The sequence below is a fragment of the Litchfieldia stipae genome (genome assembly GCF_014837155.1).
Lineage (GTDB): Bacteria > Bacillota > Bacilli > Bacillales > Bacillaceae_L > Litchfieldia.
The window spans coordinates 1-495 of the sequence record NZ_JACYHA010000068.1 but is presented as its reverse complement, the minus strand read 5'-3'; the positions used below and the strand labels follow the sequence as shown (position 1 = coordinate 495).

Sequence of the window (495 nt, the reverse complement as noted above, 5' to 3'; positions counted from 1 at the left end):
CCTTAATAACTTAACCTAAGTTAAAAGTTAGTAAGATCTTTACAGTTTCTTACATTGGTTTGTTTCTTAAAAATGAATGTTTTGTTATGTTATCTAGTTTTCAAGGTACGATTTAAATAAGAGATTACGATTTCTAATCTCAAGAGTTGGTGGAGCCTAGCGGGATCGAACCGCTGACCTCCTGCGTGCAAGGCAGGCGCTCTCCCAGCTGAGCTAAGGCCCCAACATGATTATTTAATTTGAGAGATATGGTGGGCCTAAATGGACTCGAACCATCGACCTCACGCTTATCAGGCGTGCGCTCTAACCAGCTGAGCTATAGGCCCATATCTAATAAGAAAGATAAGCTCTCTCAAAACTGACCACAATAAACAAAGCGACTTTTTATGAAACTCATAAGAGTTTCAGTTTCCTTAGAAAGGAGGTGATCCAGCCGCACCTTCCGATACGGCTACCTTGTTACGACTTCACCCCAATCATCTGTCCCACCTTAGG

Annotated in this window: 2 tRNA genes and 1 rRNA gene; all 3 read right to left on the bottom strand. The window is 42.0% G+C overall.

Annotated features, from left to right (window positions below):
• Positions 1-147: 147 nt before the first annotated feature.
• Positions 148-223, bottom strand: a tRNA-Ala gene (locus F7888_RS22340).
• Between the two features lie 26 nt (positions 224-249).
• Positions 250-326, bottom strand: a tRNA-Ile gene (locus tag F7888_RS22335).
• A gap of 91 nt (positions 327-417) precedes the next feature.
• Positions 418-495 (bottom strand): 16S ribosomal RNA (locus F7888_RS22330); the annotation flags it as partial.